Here is a 21,590-nt window from a genome sequence, read left to right on the forward strand (position 1 = left end):
CTCGCCCGGACGCACGTCAATGGCATCAGACGGCGATGGACCGATGATCGGTTGCCGTCCGAATCTGTGCGGAACCTGAGAGGAACATCACTTTCTCGTGATGAACCCCCTTCGGATCGGCACCTAAGTCTGCCACCCGAACGGACGCCGTCCGGACCAGGTGCTCAGCGAACTACCAGGAAAGGTCCCCCGGGGCACCTTACCTCCCAGGCCGGTCGACCTGCCGGGCGAGGCGGTGCGATCGCGCGCGGCCCGGGCAGGGAGACTATGGGGATGAGCATCACCCGCTTTCGCCCGTCCCGCCGCTTCTGGCCCGTGTGCGCCGTTCTGGCACTCGCGGTCACCGCGGCCGGTTGCAGCAGTACCGGAGGCAGACGCGCCGAGGAGGCCCGCGCCAAGGCCGCGGCCACCGGCGCCAGCGCCGTCACCACCCCGCGCTGGAAGGTCGCCATGGTGACCCACGCCGGAGCCGGCGACGCCTTCTGGGACACTGTGCGCAAGGGCGCCGAGCAGGCCGCCGCCAAGGACAACATCACCTTCCTGTACTCCAACGACGCGCAGACCCAGAACCAGGTCCAGCTCGTCCAGGCCGCCATCGACCAGAAGGTCGACGGCCTGCTGGTCACCCTCGCCAAGGGCGACGCCATGGCCGACGTCCTCGGCAAGGCCAAGGCCGCCGGCATCCCCGTGATCACGATCAACTCCGGTCAGGAGTTCTCGCAGAAGTTCGGCGCGCTGACCCACGTCGGCCAGGACGAGTCCACCGCCGGCCAGGCGGCCGGCGCCGAACTGGCCTCGCGCGGCCGCAAGAACACCCTCTGCGTGATCCACGAGCAGGGCAACGTCGGCCAGGAGCAGCGCTGCTCCGGCGCCCAGTCCAAGGCCGGCGGAACGTTCCAGGTGCTCTACGTCAACGGCGTCGACATGCCCGACGCCCGCGCCGCGATCTCCGCCAAGCTCCAGGCCGACCCGTCCATCGACACCGTGCTCACCCTCTCCGGCCCGATGGCCGCCACCGGCCTCCAGGCCATCCAGGACGCCCACCGCGGCGTCGAGCTGGACACCTTCGACCTGGGCACCCAGGTGGTGTCCGGGCTGAAGTCCGGCAGCGTCGGCTTCGCGGTCGACCAGCAGCCCTACCTCCAGGGCTACACGGGCGTCGACCTGATCTGGCTGTACAAGTACAACCTGAACATGCTCGGCGGCGGCAAGCCCGTCGAGACCGGCCCGCAGATCCTGACCAAGGACAACGCCGACGCGCTCGCCGAGTACGTCGCGAGGGGGACCAGGTGAGCACCCCCGACCTCCTCGCCAGGGACGGCCTGCTCGACGACCGTCCGGCGGCCCTGCGGCGGCTCCTCGCCCGCCCCGAGCTCGGCTCGCTGATCGCCGCCGTCGCAGTCTTCGTGGTCTTCGCCGCCGTCGCCGAACCCTTTCTGCGGGTCTCCTCGATGGGCACCGTGCTGTACGCGGCCTCCACCATCGGGATCATGGCCGTGCCGGTCTCGCTGCTGATGATCGGCGGCGAGTTCGACCTCTCGGCCGGCGTGCTGGTCACCACCGCCGCGCTGACCTCCTCGATGGTCTCGTACCAGTTCACCGCCGTGACCTGGGTCGGCGTGCTGGTCTCGCTGGCGACCACGCTGGCCGTCGGCTGGTTCAACGGCTGGATGCTCGGCCGCACCAGGCTGCCCAGCTTCATCGTCACGCTCGGCACCTTCCTGATGCTGACCGGCGCCAACCTGGGCGTCACCAAGGCGATCTCCGGCACCGTCTCCACCAAGTCGATCGCCGACATGGAGGGCTTCGCCTCCTGCCGGTGGCTGTTCGCCTCCGAGGTCACCATCGGCGGACTGGCGGTCAAGGCCACCGTCTGGTGGTGGCTCGGCCTGCTCGTGGTCGGCAGCTGGGTGCTGCTGCGCACCCGCTTCGGCAACTGGATCTTCGCGGTCGGCGGGGACGCGGACGCGGCCCGCGCGGTCGGCGTGCCGGTCGCCCGGACGAAGACCCTGCTCTACCTGGGCGTCGGCTTCGGCGCCTGGGTGCTCGGCCAGCACCTGCTGTTCTCCTTCGACACCGTGCAGTCCGGCGAGGGCGTCGGCAACGAGCTGATCTACATCGTCGCGGCCGTCATCGGCGGCTGCCTGATCACCGGCGGCTACGGCTCGGTGGTCGGCTCCGCGCTCGGCGCGCTGATCTTCGGCATGGCCAGCAAGGGGATCATCTACGCCCAGTGGAACCCGGACTGGTTCAAGTTCTTCCTCGGCGCGATGCTGCTGCTGGCCGCGCTGCTGAACGCCTACGTCAAGCGCCGGGCCGAGCGGGGGCCGCGATGAGCAAGGACGTTTCGGCGGCCTCCACGGTCTCCGCCGGGGACGAGCTGCTCTCCCTGGACGGCGTGGGCAAGAGCTACGGCACCGTCCGGGCGCTGCAGGATGTCTCGCTGACCCTGCGGGCCGGCGAGATCAGCTGCGTGCTCGGTGACAACGGGGCCGGCAAGTCCACCCTGATCAAGATCATCGCGGGGCTGCACCAGCACGACGAGGGCACCCTGACCGTCGGCGGCGAGGAGGTCCGCTTCGACTCCCCGCGCCAGGCCCTGGACCGCGGCATCGCCACGGTGTACCAGGACCTCGCGGTCGTCCCGCTGATGCCGGTCTGGCGCAACTTCTTCCTCGGCTCCGAGCAGGGCATGCGCCGCTGGGGCGGCCTGCGGCTGGACGCCGACGGGATGCGCGCCACCACCCGCGAGGCGCTCGCCAGGATGGGCATCGACCTGCACGACGTCGACCGGCCGATCGGCACCCTCTCCGGCGGACAGCGCCAGTGCGTGGCGATCGCCCGCGCGGTGCACTTCGGCGCCAGGGTGCTGATCCTGGACGAGCCCACCGCCGCGCTCGGCGTCAAGCAGTCCGGGGTGGTGCTCAAGTACGTCACCGCCGCCCGCGACGCCGGACTCGGGGTCGTGCTGATCACCCACAACCCGCACCACGCGTACCTGGTCGGCGACCACTTCACGCTGCTCAAGCGGGGGCGGATGGCGGGCAGCCACCCGCGGGCCGAGATCAGCCTCGAACGGCTCACCACGGAGATGGCCGGCGGCTCCGACCTCGCGGAGCTCTCGCACGAGCTGGCCAGGCCGTCCGTCTCCGGTCCGTCCCTCTCCGGTCCGTTCGCCTCCGGCTCTTCCGGCTCCGGAGATTCCGGCTCCGGAGGTTCCGACTCCGATCCGTCCGACCCCCGTGAGGAGCGTCCGCAGCTGTGACCAGCTCCCAAGGCAGCACCCGGCCGCCCGTCCTGCCCACCCTGCTCGGCCTCGGCCCGCGCGCCGAGCGCCGCCGCCGCGCCCTGCCCGCCGGGATACTGCGACTGCCCACCATCGGCGTCGACATCGGCGGCACCAAGGTGGTCGCCGGGGTGGTGGACGGCGAGGGCAAGGTGCTGGAGAAGCTGCGCACGGACACGCCGCACAAGAGCAAGAGCCCCAAGGTCGTCGAGGACGTCATCGTCGAGCTGGTGCTCCAGCTCGCCGACCGGCACGACGTCCACGCCGTCGGCATCGGCGCGGCCGGCTGGGTCGACGCCGACCGCTCCAAGGTGCTGTTCGCCCCGCACCTCAACTGGCGCAACGAGCCGCTCCAGGAGGCGCTCAGCGAGCGGCTGCGGTTCCCGGTGATCGTGGAGAACGACGCCAACGCGGCCGCCTGGGCCGAGTGGCGCTTCGGCGCCGGCCGCGGCGAGGACCACATGGTGATGCTGACCCTGGGCACCGGCATCGGCGGTGCGGTGGTCCGGGACGGCTACGTGGACCGCGGCAAGTACGGCCTGGCGGGCGAGTTCGGGCACATGCAGGTGCTGCCCGGCGGCCACCGCTGCCCGTGCGGCAACCGGGGCTGCTGGGAGCAGTACTCCTCCGGCAACGCACTGGTGCGCGACGCGCGCGAACTGGTCGCCGAGGAGTCGCCGGTGGTGCAGCCGCTGCTGGCCCGGGCCGGCGGCACGGTCGAGGGCATCACCGGGCCGCTGGTCACCGAGGCCGCCCAGGACGGCGACCCGACCGCGACCGAGCTGCTCTACGAGGTCGGCACGTGGCTCGGCGTCGGCATCGCCAACCTGGCCGCCGCGCTGGACCCGGGCCGCTTCGTGATCGGCGGCGGGGTCTCCGAAGCGGGCGACCTGCTGCTCGGCCCCGCCCGGGACACCTTCCGCCGCACCCTCACCGGACGGGGCTTCCGCCCGGAGGCCGCCATCGTCCACGCCGCCCTCGGCAACGAGGCCGGCCTGGTCGGCGCGGCCGACCTGGCCCGGCAGGTGGCGCGGCGCTTCCGCACGATCAAGCGCCGGCGGGTGGAGCGCAGCGCGCTGTAGCGGGGGAGCCGCTGACGACGGACAGCTGACGGCGGACGGTCGACAGCTGACAGCTGACAGCTGACGACGAACAGCCGACAGATTTCAGATGACAGATTTCGTTTTCTGTTATCTGAAACCTGTCGGCTGTTGCCGTTCCGCTCCCATCGAATCCGCCGGCCCTGTCGCCCCGTCAACTACCCATTGGTATTGACGCGGTGTGGTTGTCGGATCATGCCTCCTGTGGAACAACTGATGAGTTGACGTCGACTCAGGAGGACTCGCATGAGAGCTCTGGCCCGTCTCGCGCCGTCTCTGTTACTCACCACCGCACTGGTCTGGTCCGGCGTCGGACCGGCCGGCGCCGCGGCCCCGCCGTCGAAGGTGCCGGAGGCGGTGGGCTGGGGCGGGGCGGTGGCCACCGTCGACGCCGACGCCACCGCCGCCGGCATCGAGGTGCTGCGCAACGGCGGCAACGCGGTGGACGCGGCCGTCGCCGCCGCCGCGGCCCTCGGGGTCACCGAGCCGTACTCCTCCGGCATCGGCGGCGGCGGGTACTTCGTCTACTACGACCACGCCACCGGCCGGGTGCACACCATCGACGGCCGCGAGACCGCCGGCCGCACCGCCGACAGCGGCCTCTTCCTGGAGGACGGCAAACCCCTGGCCTTCGCCGACGCCGTCACCAGCGGCCTGTCCGTCGGCGTCCCCGGCACCCCCGCCACCTGGGACGCCGCGCTGCGCCACTGGGGCACCCGCTCGCTCGCCCGGAACCTCGAACCGGCCGAGCGGATCGCCGACAACGGCTTCGTCGTGGACGACACCTTCCGCAACCAGACCGCCGACAACTACGCCCGGTTCAAGGACTTCCCGGCCACCGCCAAGCTCTACCTGCCGAACGGCAAGCCCCCCGAGACCGGCAGCGTGCAGCGCAACCCCGACCTCGCCGCCACCTACCGGCTGCTCGCCAAGGACGGCGTCAAGGCCTTCTACCAGGGCGAGTTGGCGCGGGACATCGCCGACACCGTGCAGCACCCGCCGGTCGACCCGGCCTCCGGCCGGGGCGTCCGCCCCGGCAAGGTCGACACCACCGACCTCGCCGACTACCGGGTCCGCGAGCAGGCGCCCACCCACGTCTCCCACGGCGCCTACGACGTCTACGCGATGGCCCCGTCCAGCTCCGGCGGCACCACCGTCGGCGAGGCGCTCAACATCCTGGAGGACGGCGGCGACGTCTCCGCCTACAGCAGCACCCAGTACTACCACCACTTCCTGGAGGCCTCCCGGATCTCCTTCGCCGACCGCAACCGCTGGGTCGGCGACCCGGCCTTCAGCGACGTCCCCACCAGGCAGCTGCTCTCCGAGCGCCACGCCGCCGCCCGGGCCTGCCTGATCAGCCCGGACCACGCGCTCACCAGCCCGCTCGCCCCCGGCGACCCGCGCCACCCCGCGCCCTGCGCCGACACCGGCCAGGCCGTCCCCGAGCCGTACGAGGGCCCCAACACCACCCACCTGACGGTCGCCGACCGCTGGGGCAACATCGTCTCCTACACGCTCACCATCGAGCAGACCGGCGGCAGCGGCATCACCGTCCCCGGCCGGGGCTTCCTGCTCAACAACGAGCTGACGGACTTCGACTTCACCCCGCTCGCCCCGGGCGTCCCCGACCCCAACCTGCCGGGCCCGGGCAAGCGGCCGCGCTCCTCGATGTCCCCGACGATCGTGCTGCGCGACGGCGAGCCGCTGCTCGCCACCGGCAGCCCGGGCGGCGCGACCATCATCACCACCACCCTCCAGGTGCTGCTCGGGCGGCTCGACCGGGGCCTGAGCCTGGAGCAGGCCATCGCCGCGCCGCGCGCCAGCCAGCGCAACAGCGCCGCGACCCAGGCCGAGCCCGGCTTCCTGGCCCTGCCCGAACGGGCCGCGCTGGAGGGCCTCGGGCACAGCTTCGTCAGCGGCGGTGAGATCGGCGCCGCCACCGGTGTGGAACGGCTGCCGGACGGCCGCTGGGTGGCCGCCGCGGAACCGGCGCGGCGCGGCGGCGGCTCGGCCGCGGTGGTCCGGCCCGCACGCTGATCGGACCGGCCTGTCGGTGCCGGGCGGTATGTTCGGGGTGGGTCTCCCGCGAGGGGAGGCCCACCCCGTCCGTCATGCCCGTCCGCACACCCGACGCACACCCGTCCGCACCGAACCACCGGGAAGGCCGCCCGCCGTGACCGTCCGCATCGCCACCTGGAACATCAACTCCGTCACCGCGCGGCTGCCCAAGCTCCTGGAGTGGCTGGAGAGCGCCAAGCCCGACGTGCTCTGCCTCCAGGAGCTCAAGTGCGCGGCCGACGCCTTCCCGTACGAGGCGGTCCGCGAGCTCGGCTACGAGACGGCCGCGCACGGCACCGGCCGCTGGAACGGTGTCGCGATCGTCTCCCGGCTCGGCCTGGAGGACGTCGTGCGCGGCCTGCCCGACCAGCCCGGCTACCTCGCCGACGGCGCCCTCCTGCCCGAGGTCGAGCCGCGCGCCGTCGCCGCCACCTGCGGCCCGGTCCGGGTCTGGTCGGTCTACGTGCCCAACGGCCGCGAGGTCGGCCACGCGCACTACCGGTACAAGCTGGAGTGGCTGGAGGCGCTGCGCAAGGCCGCCGCCGAGGACGCCGCCGGCTCCCGCCCGTTCGCCGTCCTCGGGGACTTCAACATCGCCCCGACCGACGAGGACGTCTTCGACACCGCCGCCTTCGAGGGCCTCACCCACGTCACGCCGGTCGAGCGCGCCGCGCTCACGGCCCTCGGCGAGATCGGCCTCCGGGACGTGCTGCCCCGCCCGCTCAAGTACGACCGCCCCTACACCTACTGGGACTACCGCCAGCTGGCCTTCCCCAAGAACCGGGGCATGCGGATCGACCTCACCTACGCCAACAAGCCCTTCGCCGACGCCGTCACCGACAGCTACGTGGACCGCGAGGCCCGTAAGGGCAAGGGCACCTCGGACCACGCGCCCGTCGTGGTGGACCTCGACCTCTGATCCGGTCGGCGGGCGGCGCGGCAGTGGGCACGGCGGCGCCATGACCGGCATCACAGCGGGTCACGGGCCGTAACCCGAATGGGTGTGAGCGCTGGCCGGGCGTGAGGCGGGTCCCTACCGTCGGTGAATGACCGGGTGCGGTTGATCGACCACGTGGACATGGGAGTCCCCGGCCGCGCCCGAGAATCCCGGAGGTTCCGGCATGCGCCCCATGCGTACGGCCGCCGCCGCCCTGATCGGCGCGACGGCGCTGACCGGCCTGACGGCCCCCCTCGCATCCGCCAGGGACGGCTCCGCCTCGGTCAGCCCGTCCCAGGCCGCACCGGGCCAGACCGTGCGGGTCACGGTCTCCTGCGAGAAGTCGGACAAGCCCGACGCCAAGACCGTCACCGCCCGCTCCGCCGCCTTCGAAGGCGGCCCGGCGACCCTCACCCTGGGCCCCGACGGCAAGCACAGCGGCTCCGCCCGGCTGGCAGGCCAGCACACCGGGGACAGCAGGGTCGACGGCACCTGCCCGGACGGCGGGGCCTTCGCCACCACCGTCAAGGTCGCCGCCGAGACCTCCACCACCCCCGACAGGAGCCTCGGCGAGTGGGGCGAGGCCGCGGGGGAGTGGGCCGGCTCGCTCGGGCAGTCCGGCGCCGACAGCCGGCAGGTCGCCCCGCACGGCTCCGTGCAGACCGGCCTCGGCGGCTCGGTCGCGGCGAACCCGGCGGAACTGGCCGGCGGCCTCGCGCTGGTCGGGGGCGGCGTCGGCGGCTTCTGGCTGCTGCGGAGGCGCGGTGCCTGAGGTCTCGCCCCGCGCCCGAGGGCGCGTCCCCGTGTCGCGCCGCCGGAGCCCTTGAGGGCCGGCGGCGCGGCGGTATGTCGGACGGTCGGACGGTCGGGTGATGCGGCTGTCCGATGATCTGACGACCAGGGTCAGGAGATTCCGGCGGTCAGGCGGTCTGCGGCCCGGCGCCGTTGTCGGCCTCGCGGTGGAGCCGCTCCTGGTGCCGGAGGGTGCCGTCCGCCAGCAGGTACTGGGCCAGCACATAGGTCGCCATGATCCAGAACTGATGGCCCGGCAGCTCCCGCCACTTCGCCAGCTGGGTGGCGATCAGCGTGTCGGAGAGCAGGAACAGCGCCCCGCCCAGCCCGGTCCGCCAGCCCAGCCCGGCCGAGGTGACGGCCGTCGAGGCCAGCAGCAGGCTGTAGCCGGCCACCGGTACGCGCAGGTCGCCGAGGTCCGGCCAGAGCTGTCCGACCATGGCCATCCAGGCCGTCGCGTACGCGGCCGCGACCACCAGGGCCCGGCGGCGGTCACTGAGCGCGCCGCGCTGGACGAACATCGTCACGTAGCAGACGTGCGCCGCCGCGAACGAGCCCATGCCCGCGAGGAACGCGGGGTCGTTCTTCAGCTGGAGCAGCACGTCCCCGCCCGCGCTCAGCAGCAGCGCCGGCGCCAGCAGCTTCGGCGCCTCCCGGCCGGCCTTCGCGGCCGCCGTCACGCTGTGCGCGGCCAGCAGTGGCATCAGGGCCGGCTTGGTGGCGTTCTGGAGCACCGAGACGCCGGAGGCGATCGCGCCCAGGTGCGCCGCCGAGGTGGCCGCGAAGCCGCCCAGCAGGCCGGTGGCCGAGCGCAGGCGTGCTCCGAGGCCGACGCGGTTGGTGGTCCGGACAGTCATGCGTGCGCCTCTCGGTGATCTGCTGCTTCGGACCGACCCTAGAGGAGCCGGAGCGGCGGCGGAAGAGCGGGTTACCGGTGCGTAACCCCCGTCGGGCACGACGGATGACGGGGCGGTCGGTTAGCGGAGCGCGGGCGCCCGCTTCGAGGGCTCTTGCGGAGAGATCCTCAGGAGGGCGGTTGCTGCCGTCGGGTGACCCGGGCACCGTCTAGTCTGGACCCCGACATGGATCAGCAGGAGTACGCGGTCGGCGCCACCCGGGTGGCCGCCGGCAGGCCGGACGGACGCACGGGCGGGGCAGGACGGGGAACCGCCGCCGCCGTCCTCGCCGTACGCGAAGCCGGGCCCGCCGCCGACGTCACACTCTCGCCCGACCCCGGACTGCTGCGCCTGGCCCACTGGTTCGCCGCCGCCACCCCCGGCACCGCCGACGACCTCTGTGCCGCCTCCTTCGGCCTCTACCCGGCGCGTCACCTCGGCGGCGCCGCCGAACCCGCCGCCGAGCCCGGCGTCAGCTGGTGGCACGGCCCCACCGCGCACGGTGCCACACCCGTTCGCCCCCGCGAGGACCGCACCGACGGCGGCCTGCGCCGCGCCCGGCGCGACGACGCCGCACTGCCCGTCGTCCGGTCAGGTGCCAAGCCGGGCAGGCCGGGTCGGCACCGCAGGCCCGAGGGCACGCCGGTGGCGCCGCCCACCGTGACGGCGCAGGATCGTTCCGGCGAGGAGCTCCCCGCGGCCGAACGCCGGATCGCCGCCCGGCTGTTGCTCGCCCATCCGCTGGTCACCGCCTCCGGCCCGCACGCCGACGGCTTCCCGCTGATCCGCCGTCACCGCGACTGGCTCGCCGAGCGCTTCGACACCCTGCTCGGCTACCGTCTTGTGGTCGGCCCCTGGCACGCCCGGCTCTGCAAGGCCGGCCTCGGCGCCGACGCCGCCCGCCGCCTCGAACACCCCGTCACCGGCGCGCCGTTCACCCCGGCCGGGTACGCCCAACTCGCCCTCGTACTGGCCCTGTTGGTCGACGCCCCGGAGGAGCTGGCGTACCGGCGGCTGCTCGACGCGATGGGCGCCGCCGCACCCGAACTCGCCGCCGAACAGGCCGACCTCGACATGGCGCTGGCCGCGCTGGCCGGCTGGCAGGTGCTCGGCGAGCTGCCCGCCGACCCGGCCGACGGCTCCTTCGTGCTGACCGTGGACCGCGAACTCGCCCGTGCCGTCCCGGCCGGCCCGCCCGCCCTCGCCGACGACGCCGACGACCTGATCCGCCGCGCCGCCGAGGCCGAACCCGCCACCGCCGTCCGCCGCCTGCTCGCCGAGACGCCCGCCGTCCTGGCCGCCGACCTCCCCGAGGCCCACCGCGCCTGGCTGGCCGAGCACCGGCTCAGCGGCCCGGCGGCGCTCGCCGAGTTCCTCGGCCTCGAGGCCGAACTCCGGGCCGAGGGCGTCGCCCTGCTCGACCCGGCCGCCGAACTCACCGACCTCGCCCTCCCCGGCGCCGGCACCCTCGCCCAGGCCGCCCTGCTGCTGGTCGAGCGCCTGGTGGAGGAGGTCCGCCCGCTGCCCGGCGAGACGGCGGCCGGCGACGTCCCGATCCCGGACGCGCTGATAGACGGGGTCCTCGGCGACATCGCGGACGAGTACGGCCTCCCCGCCCGCTACCTCGCCGACCGCACCGCCCTGCGGCGCGACGCCCTCGACCTGCTCCACCGCCTCGCCCTGATCGCCCCCACCCCCCACCCCACCCGGCCCCCGGCCTGGCGCCTGCGCCCCCCGGCCGCCCGCTACGCCCCGGCCCCCGACCTCCACCCCACTCCCGGCACCGGCCGCCACTCCCGCCCCGGCCCGTTCGTCCCACCCCCGCCCGGCCCCCGCACCGAACAGCGGGCGTAGCGGGGCCTGCGCCCCCGGCGGCCCGCTTCGCCCCGGCCCCTGATCTTCACCCCGTCCCCGGTATCGGCCGCCCGTCACGCCCTGGCGCCCGACCTCCACCCCACTCCCGGCACCGGCCGCCACTCCCGCCCCGGCCCGCTCGTCGTGCCCGCCAGTGACCGGCCGGGGGTACCTGCTCGGTGATGGCGGAAAGCAAGCTCGGTGGTGGCGGAAAGCAAGAAGCACCGCGTCCGGTGTGGGACCGCGGTGCCGGGTGGGTCGGATGGCTACTTGCTGGCGGAGGCGCTGGTGACGGGGCCGTGTTCGACGGTTTCCACGGTGGCGCCGACGCCCAGGGTGCCGAGGGCGATCGAGGCGAGGACGGCGGTGACGGCGAGCAGCCGGCGGTGCCATCGGGGCAGGGGGAAGCGCGGTTCCTGGAAGGGCGCCTGAGGGCTGGCGTTCATGACAGGGAGGTTTCCAGGGCGGTGTGAACGGTCGGTACGCGCGGGTGAAGTCCGGACGGGGGTTGGGCGTCGGTTGGCCGCATATGCCCCACCCGTCGCCGGGCGGGGCATATGTACTGGTCAGCGGCGTGTGCTCGACTCGCCGACGACCTCGCGGACGGCGTCCCGCAGACCGTGCGGCGGGTGGACGCGGGAGGGGGCGGCGGCCGGGTCCTCGCGGAGCTCCTTCACCAGCGAGACGCACAGCAGCAGCATCACCACCACGAACGGCAGCGCGACCAGGATCGTCGCGTTCTGGAGCGCGGTGAGTCCGCCGGCCAGCAGCAGGGCCGCCGCGACGCCGCCCATCAGCACGCCCCAGACCACCACCAGCCAGGTGCGCGGGTGCAGCGAGCCCCGGCTGGAGAGCGAGCCGAGCACCAGCGAGGCGGAGTCGGCGCTGGTGATGAAGAAGGTCATCACCAGCAGCACCGCGACCACGCTGGTCACCGAGCCGAGCGGCAGCGAGCGCAGCATCTCGAACAGCGAGGCCTCCGGGCCCTGCGGGATGGTCGCGACGAGGTCGGCCGCACCGGTGGTGACCAGCCGGATCGCGGTGCCGCCCATCACGCAGAACCAGAGGACCGTCGCCCCGCTGGGCACCAGCAGCACGCCGAGCAGGAACTGTCGCACGGTGCGGCCGCGCGAGATCCGCGCGATGAAGGTGCCGACGAAGGGCGCCCAGGAGAGCCACCAGGCCCAGTAGAAGATCGTCCAGGAACCGAGCCAGCCCTCGTCGGTGAAGGCGCCGGTCTGGGTGGACATCACGAGCAGGTCGGAGAGGTAGCCGCCGACCGAGGAGGGGATCGCGTCGAGGGCGAACACCGTCGGGCCGAACACGAAGACGAAGAGCATGATCAGCGAGGCCAGGACGACGTTCGCGGTGGAGAGCCACTTCACACCCTTGTGCACCCCGGAGAACGCGGAGACCACGAACGCGGCGGTCAGCGAGCCGATGATGACCAACTGGGCGTTCTGGGTGTTGCGGACGGAGGAGATGTAGCCGAGCCCGTCGGCGACCTGGAGCGCGCCGAGGCCGAGGCTGGTCGCGGAGCCGAAGACGGTCGCGAACACGGCCAGCAGGTCGATCGTCCGCCCGGCCCAGCCGTCCGCGCCGCGCTGTCCGATCAGCGGGACGAAGGCGGCGGAGATCCGGTTGCCCCGGCCCTTGCGGAAGGTGGTGTAGGCGAGGGCCAGGCCGCCGACCGCGTAGATCGCCCACGGGTGCAGGGTCCAGTGGAAGAGCGAGAACTCCAGGGCCTGCTGGGCGGCGGCCGCGCTCTGCGGTTCCAGACCGGAGCCGGGCTGCGGGGTGGCGAAGAGCTGGAGCGGCTCGCCGACGCCGTAGAACATCAGGCCGATGCCCATGCCGGCGCTGAACATCATGGCGATCCAGGCGAGGGTGGAGAACTCGGGCCGGTCGTCGTCGCGGCCGAGCCTGATCCGGCCGAACCGGCTGAACGCGAGCAGCACGCTGAGCACCAGGAAGACGTCGGCGGCCACCACGAACAGCCAGCCGAAGTTGTGCAGCACCCAGCCGAGCGCCGTGTCGGAGGTGCGGCCGAGCGAGTCCTCGGCGAAGACGCCCCAGGCGACCACCGCCAGGACCAGGACCGCGCCGATGCCGAACACCGCCCGGTCGGCCGGAAGGGTCGCGGCGGGTTCGTCGGGCTCCTTCGCGGGCTGGTCGGGCGGGGGCGGCTGGCTGTTCATCGGATGGACCTCTCGACATACTCGGCGGGCTCGGCGCGCTCGAAATCAAGCTGTATGTCGTACTATGTCCAGTTCGCTCCGCCGGCGGCGGGACGGCGCGCCGGGACGCGCCGGGTCGGGATTCACGTCCCGTCAGGCCGCCCGCTCCTCGCCGTAGCCGTGCCCGGACTCGTGCCTGGAGCCGTGGCCGGAGTCGTGTGCGGTGGCGATGTAGTGGGAGAGCGCGCGCCGGTTGCGGGCGAGGTCCTCGATCCGGGAGTCCAGGTCGGCGAGTTCGTCGCGCAGGATGGCGAGCAGCTGCGGGCAGGCCTCCAGGACGGGGACGGGGCCGGTGGCGCAGGGCAGCAGCTCGGCGATGACCCGGGTGCTCAGGCCGGCCGCGAGCAGGCTGCGGATCTGCCACACCCGGACGGTGTCCTCCTCGCCGTACTCGCGGTGGCCGGCCGTCGTCCGGCCCGGCCGGAGCAGGCCCTGCTCCTCGTAGTAGCGGAGCAGGCGGGTGGACACCCCGGTCAGGCGGGCGAGTTCTCCGATGCGCATGACCGGGCGAACGCCGCCGCCCGTCGGGGTGTTCCCGGGCGGCCTCGACTCGCTGTGAACTCCGCTGCCAGGCCCGGCGGTTCGGGAGAGGAATCGGCCATCGACGGGTGTTCGCAGGTGAGTTCGGACGCGGGCCGGGGTTTCCCCGGGGACCGGAACGGTAGGAGTCCAGACGGTGAGAAGGTCGGGCTGGGGAACGGGGCCCGTCCAGGATGGCCTTCACGCCCCGGGCGTGGTCGCGCGCAGCCGAACCTCCAACGCTGACACGGAAGGAACACCGTTCATGGACAACGAGGTCCGCATTCCGAACGAAGCAACCCCGACACAGGACACCCCGGCACGGGGCGCCAGGGCACAGGACACCAGGGCACAGGGGCGTGCGGCCGGGGACGGTACGCCGCCCGCCGACGGCGTGGAGCGCCGGACGCTGCTGCGGATGGCCACCGCCGCCGGGGCGCTCGCCGCGCCGGTCCCGGCCGTCCCGGCGCTCGCCCAGGGCCGGGCGGCCGCCGCCGAGGAGGGGCCCACGCCCGCCCCCGGCCCCGCGACTGCTCCCGCCGCCGCGTCCTCGCCCGTGCCCGGGATCGTCAAACCACTGCCCGCCGAGTGGTTCGTGCCGCACGGCACCAACGCCGAGACGCGCTGGGACGCCTTCCGTGACGCCGACGGCGACGCCGTTGTCGGCCGCCACGTCCCGGTGGAACGGTTCTTCGTCCGCAACCACACCAGCACCCCGCTGATCGACCCCGACACCTGGCGCCTGCGGGTCTTCGGCAGCGGCCTGCGCGGCGCCCCGACGGCCGAGCACCCGGTCGAGTTCGGCCTCGAGGAGCTGCGGGAGCTGCCCTCCACCCGGATCAGCGCGCTGATCGAGTGCGCCGGCAACGGCCGCAGCTACTACGCCGGCCAGCAGGGCCAGCCCGTCCCGGGCACGCCGTGGACGCTGGGCGGCGTCGGCTCGGCGAGCTGGCGGGGCGTCCGGCTGGCCGAGGTGCTGCGGGCCGCCGGGCTGACCGGTGCGGCGGTGGACGTGCTTCCCGTCGGCCTGGACCCGGACTACGTCGTCGGCGGCACCAACTACGGCCCGGTGCGCCGCCCGCTGCCGATCGCCAAGGCGCTGGACGACGTGCTGCTCGCGTACGAGATGAACGGCGAGCCGCTGACCCCGGACCACGGCGCGCCGGCCCGGCTGGTGGTGCCCGGCTGGGTGGGCATCGCCTCGATCAAGTGGGTGGGCAGCCTGGAGGTCGCCGACCGTCCGCTGTACTCGCCGTGGAACACCGACTTCTACCGCATGTTCGGCCCGGACTACCCGCCCGGCGGTGGCGAGCCGCTCACCATCCAGGTGGTCAAGAGCGCCTTCGAGCTGGCGGCGGGCGCGCGGCTGGCGGCGGGCCGCCGGCACCGGCTGCACGGGCGCTCCTGGTCCGGAGCGGCGGCGGTGCGCCGGGTCGAGGTGAGCGCCGACGGCGGCCGGACGTGGCGGAGCGCCGACCTGCGCGACGAGCCGCAGGCCGACGGCTGGACGCGCTGGAGCATCGACTGGCACCCCGAGCGGCCCGGCCGGTACGAGCTGCGCGCCCGCGCGACGGACCAGCGGGGCAACACCCAGCCCGAGCGGGCGGTGTTCAACCGGGAGGGCTACCTGTTCGGAGCGGTGGTGGCCCACCCCGTGACGGTGGTCTGAGCGCTGCCGGTGCCCTGAGCCGTGTGGCCCTGGGTCGCGCCGGCGCCCTGGGCCGTGCCCGGCGCCCTGGGCCGGCGGGCGCTCAGCCGGTGGACTGGACCTCGTACGGGGCCGGGTAGCGCGTCTCGTACGGGTTCAGCACCAGCCGCACCACGTCCTCCAGGCGCCGCCGAGCGTCCCCGAGGGTGGTGCGGCCGGTCACCCAGGCGGTCAGCTCGCCCTGCCAGGCGTGGGCGACGATGTGCCGCACCAGGTCGCTCGCGGCGGCCGGCACCTCGGCCGTCACGGCCTGCAGGGCGGTGCTGTCGGCCCGGGCCATGCCCTGCAGCGCCTCGCTGGCGAACGGGTCAGTGGAGGCGGCCACGGCCACCCGTAGCCGGGCGAGTTCGGGCTGCCGCTGGTAGGCCCGCATCCCGCCCCGGACGAACCGCACCGCCCGGTCGGTGGCCCCCAGTCCGGCCCTCGGCCCGCGCAACTCCGCCACCAGGTCGGCCAGCAGCAGGCGATGCCACTCGGCGATCGCCGCTGCCAGGAGGTGGTCCTTGGAGGAGAAGTAGCGGTACGCCGTCCCCAGGGCGACTCCGGACCGCTCGCAGACCTGCTTCATCTGCATCCGCTCGACGCCGATCTCGTTCACCAGGGCGAGCGCGGCCGCGATCAGGCTTTCGCGGCGTTCGAGCTGACGCGGAGACATCGCCTCCACCGGCCGTGGTGACAGGTCAACCTTGGTCACCCGCACCATGATACGGGCCGGGGCCGCTCAGGAGTATGACGCCGTCCGGCCCCCGTCCGTTCGTGCGGTGGTCACCGGGCCGCGAGGGCGTCACGAGGGGTCGCGGATCAGCGCCTCCTGGACGGCGGAGGCGACCAGTCGGCCGTCCAGGTCGTAGAACTCGCCGAGCGCCAGGCCCCGGCCGTCCGAGGAGGACGGGCTGCGCTGGGCGAACAGCAGCCACTCGTCGGCCCGGAACGGGCGGTGGAACCACATGGCGTGGTCCAGCGAGGCCATCACCAGGCGGGGCGGTTCGGTGCGCTGGAAGAAGTTTGGCTGCACGTTCAGCCCGGCGGTGGAGGCCAGGGTGAGGTCGGACAGGTAGGTGAGGGCGCCGGCGTGCAGCAGCGGGTCGCCGTCCGGCAGCGGGGAGGCGGTGCGCATCCAGACGAAGTGCTGGAGCAGACCGGGAACGGCCGGCGGCAGTCCCGGGGCGTCCGCCGGGACGAACCGCACGTCGAGGTCGCGGAAGCCGCCGCCCGCGGCGAGCGCCCGGCGCACCTCCTCGGGCAGCCGGGCGACGGCGTTCGGCAGCGACTCGGGGTGGGGCAGCGGAGGGACCTCGCGCTGGCGGTCGGGGGCCGGCTCGGGGTGCTTGAAGGACGCCGAGAGGGTGAAGATCTCGTTGCGCCCCTGGAGCGCCGTCACCCGGCGGGTGGTGTACGACACGCCGTCGCGGACCCGCTCGACCAGGTAGTCGATCGGGTGCTCCGGGGAGCCCGGCAGCAGGAAGTAGCCGTGCAGCGAGTGCACCGGGCGCTGCTTGCGGGAGGTGCGCCCGGCGGCGACGAGCGCCTGCGCGGCCACATGGCCGCCGAAGGCCCGCATCGGGGCGCCGGCGTGGCAGTGGCCCCGGAACGTGTTCTCGTCCAGCTGCTCGATCTCCAGCAGCTCGGCGAACGGGGCGGCCGGCCGGGCGTGCCGTTCGGCCCGGACGTGGGGTTCGGTCAGGTCGGTCACGAGGCCATAGTGGCAGAAGCCAACCGTGCCGCGGTGTGACCTGGGTAACGTCGTCGCGGTGGTCGTCGGATGACATAGAACACGTTCCAGTTCGATTCTCGGGTCGAGGGGGCGGGAGGCCCGTCCGGGGCCGGTGCCGAGGCGGGGCCGGTGTCGAGGTCGGTGCCGTCCCGGCGAATTGTCAGTGTCCTCACCTAACGTGCTCGGCATGACGCAATCCGCACAGGCGTACGCCTATCTGCGCCCGTCGGCCGTCCTGGACGGCGCCGACGGCCGGCGCCTCGACCTGGCCACCTCCGGCGGCGCCACCCCGCTCGGCGCCGCCGCCAACCCGCGCTTCTTCGCGGGCTTCCTGGCCGATCCGGCGCCGGCCGCCGCGGCCCTGCTCGCGGTCGCGGACGTCGCCGCCGCGCGCTACTACCAGCCGCAGCTGCGCGCCTCGCTCGACCCGGTGGTCACCGCCCACGGGGACCGGCTGCGCTTCGAGTCCTTCTCGGGCTGCTGCGGCGTCTACGCCCGGCTCGACGTGCTCCAGGCCGGGCTCGACGGGGACGAGATCGGTCACGGCACCACCAACGTGGACGTCAACAACCCGCTGCGCGAGGCGCTGACCAGGATCGGCCCCGCCGATCCGCTGCACCTCGCGGTCGGGCCGGACGCGCTGGAGGTCACCACCTTCGACGGCCCGCTGGTCGAGAAGAAGGTCCCGCTGCCGGAGCGCTGGCTGCGCGGCTTCGCCGAGACCCAGGTGGTGGCCGCCGGCTTCGAGCTGCGCGCCGAGCTGCCCGCCGCCGAGGCGGTCCGCTTCCTGCGCTCGCTGCCGCGGGCCGGGCGCGGCGGGCGGGCCGGCGTCGGCTGGGTCGTCCCGGCCGGGACGTCACTGCGGCCGACCACCCGTCCGGTCCCCGGCGCGGTCTGCCTGCCCGGGCCCGAGCGGCTGGTCGCGCTCCAGCGGGTGCTGCGGCACGCGCTCGCCCTGCGGGTGTACGGGCCGGTGCCGGCCGGGGAGCCCACCGCCTCCGCCTGGGAGGCGGTGCTGCCCGGCATGCGGCTGACCCTGACGCTGTCGCCGGACGCGTCCCGGGGCTTCTCCGGCGAGGGCGGCGTGCTCGACTCGCTCGCCACCGCGTCGGCCGAGCGGGACGCCGAGCTGATCGCGGTGCTGCTCGCCTGGGAGCCCCGGATCGAGGTCGGGGACCTCGCCGCCCAGTCCGGGCTGAGCCCCGAGCGGGTCCGTGCCGCGCTCACCCGGCTGGGCACCGCCGGGCAGATCGGCTACGACGCCGCCGAGGCCGCGTACTTCCACCGCCAGCTCCCGTACGACGCCGGGCGGGCCGAGACGGCCAACCCCCGGCTTCGGGCCGCCCGGGCACTGGTCGCGGCGGGCGCGGTGCGACTCGAGGAGGGCGGGGAGACGGCCGTCGTCACCGTGGACGACCACATCCAGCGGGTGCGCACGGACGCGTCGGGACGGTCGAGTTGCACCTGCCTGTGGTGGGGCAAGTACCGGGGCGGGCGCGGGCCGTGCAAACACGCGCTGGCGGTCGGGATGGTGCGGGACGCGACCGCCGGGGCCGTGGAGACGGTCGGGACGGTGGAGGCCGCCGGGGCTGCGGGGACGAAGGGGGCCGGAGCGTGAGCACGACCTCGGACACCGACCGGCAGGGGCCGGTCGACGAGCTGCTCGCCGCCGTCCGGTCCGGTCGGCTGGCGCGGATACCGGAGCTGCTGGCCGCCCTGGACCCGGCCCAGCGGCGGGCCTGCCTGCCCGCCCTCAAGGAGCTGCGCAAGGAACTGCGCCAGGACTGGTCACGGGAGTCGGCCGAGGCCAAGGGCAGGCTGCTGGTGGCCGGGGCCGGCTGCCACGCCGGCCCGGCCGGCGCCGCCACCTGGCTGGCCGGCAGCGACTTCGGCGTCCGGGACTGGGCCCGGAACTCCGTGCTGCACCAGGTCATCGAGGCGCAGCCGGTGGAGTGGCAGGTCGAGGTGGTCACCCGGCTCGCCGCCCGGCCGGTGCGGAGCTGGGGCTGGTCGATGTACCCGGTGATCGAGGCGGTGGTCCGGCGCACCGGCTGCGAGGTGCCGCGCGGCGAGTCCTTCGTCCGGAGCTGGATGGACCACATCGACGAAACGGGCGGCCCGCGCCCGACGCTGGCCGCCACGCTGCGCGAGGACGCCTTCACCCCGGTGCTGCTGCCCGAGCTGTTCGAACTCGCCGATGTCGGCTACACGTTGACCTTCCGGCTCAGCCCGCGCCCCGGCGACATCTGGACGGAGGCGATCGGCGAACTGGCCGCGGCCGGAGTGGTGGACCGCGTCCAGCTGCTCGACCGCTGCCTCGCCCGACTGCTGCGCGGCGGCAAGGCGACCGACCAACGGGCCTTCCTGGAGGTGCTGCGGGCGCTCGCCCCGACGGCCGAGGAGTACGCGGCCAGGGTGCGCGACCTGGTGGCCCTGCTGGACGGCCTGTCAGTGATCGCCGGGCACGCCCAGGACGTCCTCGCCGGGCTGGACGAGGCCGGCCTGATCGAGCCCGAGGTGCTCACCGAGGCCTCGGCGGTGGTGCTGTTCCGGAACGAGAAGAAGCTGGTCCGCGCCCAGCTGGCCTGGCTGGAGAAGGCCGCCCGGCGTGCGCCCGCGCGTTCGGGACCGGTGGTGCTGGCCGCGGCCGAGGCCTTCGGACATCCGGACACGGCCCTCCAGGAGCGGGCGCTGAACGTGGTGGACCGTCACCTGAAGGCGGCGGGGGAGGCGGTGCTGGCGGAGCTGCGCTCCGCCGCCGAGACGCTCAACCCGGCCCACCACCGGCGCGCGGGCGAGCTGTTCGGCGCGCCGGTCGGCGGCGACGGGGACGACCCGGACACCGGGTGGAACGAACTCCTGCCGCCTGCCCCCGAGCCGCGCCCGCTCGGCGCGCCGATCGGCTCGGCGGCCGAACTCGCGGAGGAACTGTCCGCCCTGCTCGCGGCGCGCGAGCCCGGCATGGCGGCCTTCGAACGGGTGCTGGACGGGCTGGTCCGGCTGACCTACCGGGACCGGGCGGCGCTGGTCGAGGCGCTGGAGCCGGTCCGCCGGGTGCACCCGTGGCGCGGCACCGGCAGCTGGGGGGACTGCACGCCCCGGGAGATCCTGTTCGTGGTGGCCGCGGTGGCCGGTGAGCTCCCGCCGCGCCGGTTCTGGGACTCCCTCCGCGGAAGGGACGGCTCGGCGCTGCGCGGGCCGGGCACCACCGTGCCCGGGGCCGTTCTCGCCGCCCGACTGGAGGAGGCGGCCTGGCAGGTGACGGCCACCCGGCCGCCGTACCTGCTCGCGACCCCGACCGATGCCACCGGCGCGCTGGACCCGGCCGTGCTGGTCGAGCGGATCGCCGGGTACGAGGCGGCGGGTGTCACACCGGGGAAGGCCGACCTGTCCCAGGCCCTGCTGCGGGTCGGGCCGGTGGCGGTCGGGCCGGTGGCGGTCGGGCCGGTGGCGGTCGGGTCGGTGGCAGAGGAGGCGGCGCTGAAGGCCGCCGAGGCGCTCACCTCCCCGGCCGGGCGCCGGCTGGCGCACTGGCTGCGCACCGGCGGACTGCACGGTCAGCCGTCCGAGCGGGTGCTGTTCGCGCCCGGCAAGGGGCTGCGGCGCACCAACGTGTACGGGGACCGCTGGTGGGAGGAGATCGAGCGGATCGCCGTCGCCCAGCCGGGCATCGGCGCCGGGCCGGTGGGGCCGGGTGGCGAGCGGCTCCCCAGCGAGTTCCTGGCTCTGCTGGACGGCACCGAGCCCAGCGTGGCCCGCGCCCGCAAGGTGTACGACTGGAGCCGGCGGCCCGTCGCGCACTGGTTCGCGATGCTCCCCTGGCACCGGGAGGAGCTGGCCGCGCGCTGGCTCGACCCCTTCGCCGAGGGCGCCGACCGGGACGAGCGCGGGGCCGCCGGCCACCTCCCGCTGCTCGCCGAGGCCGGCGGCCCGGCCGGGCTCGCGCTGCACCTGGCGCTGGCGTACGGCCTGGGCGCCCGGCACGTCGAGGACCGGACGGCGGCGGTGGACGCGCTGCTGGTGCTCGCCGCGCGCGGCGACCTGGACGGCGCGCTGCTCGGCCGCGAACTCGGGGCCCTGGTGGCCTGCGGCACGGTGACGGCCGGCCGGCTGGGAGCGGCACTCACCCTGGCTGCGGAGAGCGGCGCCCGGGCGACGGTCTGGTCGGTGCTCGGGGCGGCCCTGCCGGCCCTCCTGGGGGAGGCCGACCCGTCGACGCGCGGGCTGGGTGACCTGATCGCGCTGGCCACCGACTGTGCCCGGCGCACCGGCGCCCGCGGGCCGGTCGCCGAGGTGACGGCGGCGGCCGGGCGCGGCGGCGCGGGCCGGGTGGTCAAGGAGGCCCGGGCGCTACGGGACGTCCTCGCGGGCTGAAGGGCTGGGCCGTTGACGGGCCGGGTGGTGACGGGCCGCGGTGCGGGACCGGGGTGGCGCGGGACCGGGGTGGTGCGGGCGCGGGGTGGTGCGGGGTCCGGTGCGGGGCGGGCCT

17 protein-coding genes are annotated in these 21,590 nt (G+C 74.5%); 11 read left to right on the forward strand and 6 right to left on the reverse strand.

Annotated features, from left to right (window positions below):
* Positions 1–279: 279 nt before the first annotated feature.
* From ACWDBE_RS16370 to ACWDBE_RS16400, 7 genes are all read left to right on the forward strand, one after another.
* Positions 280–1,293, forward strand: a complete 1,014-nt coding sequence (locus ACWDBE_RS16370; protein ID WP_449788885.1) for a sugar ABC transporter substrate-binding protein — start codon at positions 280–282, stop codon at positions 1,291–1,293.
* The gene (locus tag ACWDBE_RS16375; RefSeq protein WP_449788827.1) at positions 1,290–2,336 is read left to right on the forward strand and encodes an ABC transporter permease; all 1,047 of its coding nucleotides are present in this window, start codon (positions 1,290–1,292) and stop codon (positions 2,334–2,336) included. Before ACWDBE_RS16370 ends, ACWDBE_RS16375 begins: the two co-directional genes overlap by 4 nt.
* Positions 2,333–3,265 carry an ATP-binding cassette domain-containing protein gene (locus tag ACWDBE_RS16380; protein WP_449808363.1) on the forward strand — a complete coding sequence of 311 codons (933 nt, stop codon included), beginning with the start codon at positions 2,333–2,335 and terminating at the stop codon, positions 3,263–3,265. Before ACWDBE_RS16375 ends, ACWDBE_RS16380 begins: the two co-directional genes overlap by 4 nt.
* Positions 3,262–4,368, forward strand: coding sequence for an ROK family glucokinase (locus ACWDBE_RS16385; protein WP_449788825.1), 1,107 nt, complete (start codon positions 3,262–3,264; stop codon positions 4,366–4,368). The genes ACWDBE_RS16380 and ACWDBE_RS16385 overlap by 4 nt, the downstream gene beginning before the upstream one ends.
* Before the next feature lie 264 nt (positions 4,369–4,632).
* On the forward strand, positions 4,633–6,423 hold the full coding sequence (gene ggt, locus ACWDBE_RS16390; RefSeq protein WP_449788824.1) for a gamma-glutamyltransferase: 1,791 nt from the start codon (positions 4,633–4,635) through the stop codon (positions 6,421–6,423).
* 136 nt (positions 6,424–6,559) lie between these two features.
* Positions 6,560–7,363 carry an exodeoxyribonuclease III gene (locus ACWDBE_RS16395; protein WP_449788823.1) on the forward strand — a complete coding sequence of 268 codons (804 nt, stop codon included), beginning with the start codon at positions 6,560–6,562 and terminating at the stop codon, positions 7,361–7,363.
* 202 nt (positions 7,364–7,565) lie between these two features.
* Complete coding sequence (locus ACWDBE_RS16400) at positions 7,566–8,153, forward strand: hypothetical protein (protein ID WP_449788822.1); 588 nt, start codon at positions 7,566–7,568, stop codon at positions 8,151–8,153.
* A 148-nt stretch (positions 8,154–8,301) separates the two neighbouring features.
* On the opposite strand, the gene ACWDBE_RS16405 is transcribed toward ACWDBE_RS16400, so the two are convergent.
* On the reverse strand, positions 8,302–9,030 hold the full coding sequence (locus ACWDBE_RS16405) for a lysoplasmalogenase (RefSeq protein WP_449808364.1): 729 nt from the start codon (positions 9,028–9,030) through the stop codon (positions 8,302–8,304).
* A 225-nt stretch (positions 9,031–9,255) separates the two neighbouring features.
* Between ACWDBE_RS16405 and ACWDBE_RS16410 the strand changes: the two genes are divergently transcribed.
* A complete protein-coding gene (locus tag ACWDBE_RS16410; RefSeq protein ID WP_449808365.1) occupies positions 9,256–10,923 on the forward strand; it encodes a DUF2398 family protein in 1,668 nt (555 codons plus the stop codon).
* Positions 10,924–11,189: 266 nt separating this feature from the next.
* On the opposite strand, the gene ACWDBE_RS16415 is transcribed toward ACWDBE_RS16410, so the two are convergent.
* From ACWDBE_RS16415 to ACWDBE_RS16425, 3 genes are all read right to left on the reverse strand, one after another.
* Positions 11,190–11,369, reverse strand: a complete 180-nt coding sequence (locus tag ACWDBE_RS16415) for a hypothetical protein (RefSeq protein WP_449788819.1) — start codon at positions 11,367–11,369, stop codon at positions 11,190–11,192.
* Positions 11,370–11,489: 120 nt separating this feature from the next.
* Positions 11,490–13,121 carry a BCCT family transporter gene (locus tag ACWDBE_RS16420; RefSeq protein WP_449808366.1) on the reverse strand — a complete coding sequence of 544 codons (1,632 nt, stop codon included), beginning with the start codon at positions 13,119–13,121 and terminating at the stop codon, positions 11,490–11,492.
* Positions 13,122–13,253: 132 nt separating this feature from the next.
* Positions 13,254–13,661: a MerR family transcriptional regulator gene (locus ACWDBE_RS16425; protein WP_449788817.1), complete on the reverse strand. Its 408-nt coding sequence runs from the start codon at positions 13,659–13,661 to the stop codon at positions 13,254–13,256.
* 283 nt (positions 13,662–13,944) lie between these two features.
* Here ACWDBE_RS16425 and ACWDBE_RS16430 point away from each other — a divergent pair, with 283 nt between their 5' ends.
* A complete protein-coding gene (locus ACWDBE_RS16430) occupies positions 13,945–15,348 on the forward strand; it encodes a sulfite oxidase (protein ID WP_449808367.1) in 1,404 nt (467 codons plus the stop codon).
* An 82-nt stretch (positions 15,349–15,430) separates the two neighbouring features.
* Here the strand turns inward: ACWDBE_RS16430 and ACWDBE_RS16435 are convergent, their stop codons facing one another.
* Together ACWDBE_RS16435 and ACWDBE_RS16440 are read right to left on the reverse strand one after the other, a co-directional pair.
* Complete coding sequence (locus ACWDBE_RS16435; RefSeq protein WP_449788815.1) at positions 15,431–16,081, reverse strand: TetR/AcrR family transcriptional regulator; 651 nt, start codon at positions 16,079–16,081, stop codon at positions 15,431–15,433.
* Positions 16,082–16,171: 90 nt separating this feature from the next.
* Positions 16,172–17,080 carry an acyl-CoA thioesterase gene (locus ACWDBE_RS16440; protein WP_392875396.1) on the reverse strand — a complete coding sequence of 303 codons (909 nt, stop codon included), beginning with the start codon at positions 17,078–17,080 and terminating at the stop codon, positions 16,172–16,174.
* 208 nt (positions 17,081–17,288) lie between these two features.
* On the opposite strand from ACWDBE_RS16440, the gene ACWDBE_RS16445 reads away from it, so the two are divergent.
* Both ACWDBE_RS16445 and ACWDBE_RS16450 read left to right on the forward strand, forming a co-directional pair.
* Positions 17,289–18,719: an SWIM zinc finger family protein gene (locus tag ACWDBE_RS16445; protein WP_449808368.1), complete on the forward strand. Its 1,431-nt coding sequence runs from the start codon at positions 17,289–17,291 to the stop codon at positions 18,717–18,719.
* Positions 18,716–21,475, forward strand: a complete 2,760-nt coding sequence (locus ACWDBE_RS16450; protein ID WP_449788813.1) for a DUF6493 family protein — start codon at positions 18,716–18,718, stop codon at positions 21,473–21,475. Before ACWDBE_RS16445 ends, ACWDBE_RS16450 begins: the two co-directional genes overlap by 4 nt.
* Positions 21,476–21,590: the final 115 nt, after the last annotated feature.

The organism is Kitasatospora sp. NPDC001132 (genome assembly GCF_053598415.1).